Source organism: Azotobacter armeniacus (genome assembly GCF_054779355.1).
This window is the reverse complement of sequence record NZ_BAAGYK010000121.1, coordinates 1-1,160: the sequence shown is the minus strand read 5'-3', so window position 1 is coordinate 1,160 and position 1,160 is coordinate 1. Positions and strand designations below refer to the sequence as shown.

Sequence of the window (1,160 nt, the reverse complement as noted above, 5' to 3'; positions counted from 1 at the left end):
GGAATGGCCATGGGCATGCTGGCCTTCCTCGGTGTGGCCATGCCGCGCAGCGGCGATGCCGGAGAGGCCAACGGCCTGCTCAAGCGGCCCAGCCGCCTGCCGTTCACCCCGGTGGCGGTGACCCGTGCCGATACCGTCACCGTATCCAAGGGCTTCCAGGCCCAACCCTTCATCCCCTGGGGCACGCCGATCTGCGGCAGCTACCCGGCCTATCGCGAAGAGGGCAGCAACAGCGCCCAGGAGCAGGCCGAGCAGACCGGCATGCACCATGACGGCATGCACTACTTTCCCATCGACGCCCGGGACGGCAAGGGTCACAACAGCGAGCACGGCCTGCTGGTGCTCAACCATGAATACATCGATGCAACGCTGCTGCATCCCAACGGTCCGACCGTGGTCGACGGCAAACGCACCGTCGCCGAGGAAGTACGCAAGGAAATCAACGCCCACGGCGTTTCGGTGGTGGAAATCCGCCGCACCCCCCATGGTGGCTGGGAAGTGGTCGGCAACTCGAAGTTCGGCCGCCGCATCACCGCCGCCACCCCGATGGAGATCCAGGGCCCCGCACGCGGGCATGCCCTGCTGAGCACCCGCTACAGCCCGGAGGGCACCGCCACTCGCGGCACCCAGAACAACTGCGCCCATGGTTTCACCCCCTGGGGTACCTACCTGACCTGCGAGGAAAACTGGGCAGGCTATTTCGCCAGCCAGGACAGCGAGTTGCCGCGCGAGCTGAAACGCTATGGCGTGGGCAAGACCGGACGCTTCGGCTGGGAAACTCTGGAAGGCGACGAGTTCCAGCGCTTCGATGCCGCCATCAAGGCCGCGGCAGCCAGCGGCGACTACCGCAACGAACCCAACCACTTCGGCTGGATCGTCGAGATCGATCCCTTCGATCCGAAGTCCGTGCCGGTCAAGCACTCGGCTCTGGGCCGCTTCGCCCATGAAGGGGTGATCTTCGCTCCCAGCCGGCCCGGCAAGCCCGTGGTCTGCTACTCGGGCGACGACTCGCGCAACGAATACATCTACAAGTACGTCAGCCACGACAAGTTCCGCCCCGGTCATCCCGACAACAGCCGCCTGCTCGACGAGGGTACCCTCTACGTCGCCCGCTTCAATGCCGACGGCACGGGCGACTGGCTGCCGCTGGACATCCAGGA

The 1,160-nt window shown here is 65.9% G+C and carries 1 protein-coding gene; it reads left to right on the top strand.

Translation table 11 applies throughout. From position 1 onward, the window contains the following. Positions 1–1,160, top strand: a 1,160-nt coding sequence (locus ACYVD0_RS17010; protein WP_460427915.1) for a PhoX family protein, incomplete at both ends; no start/stop codon positions are given.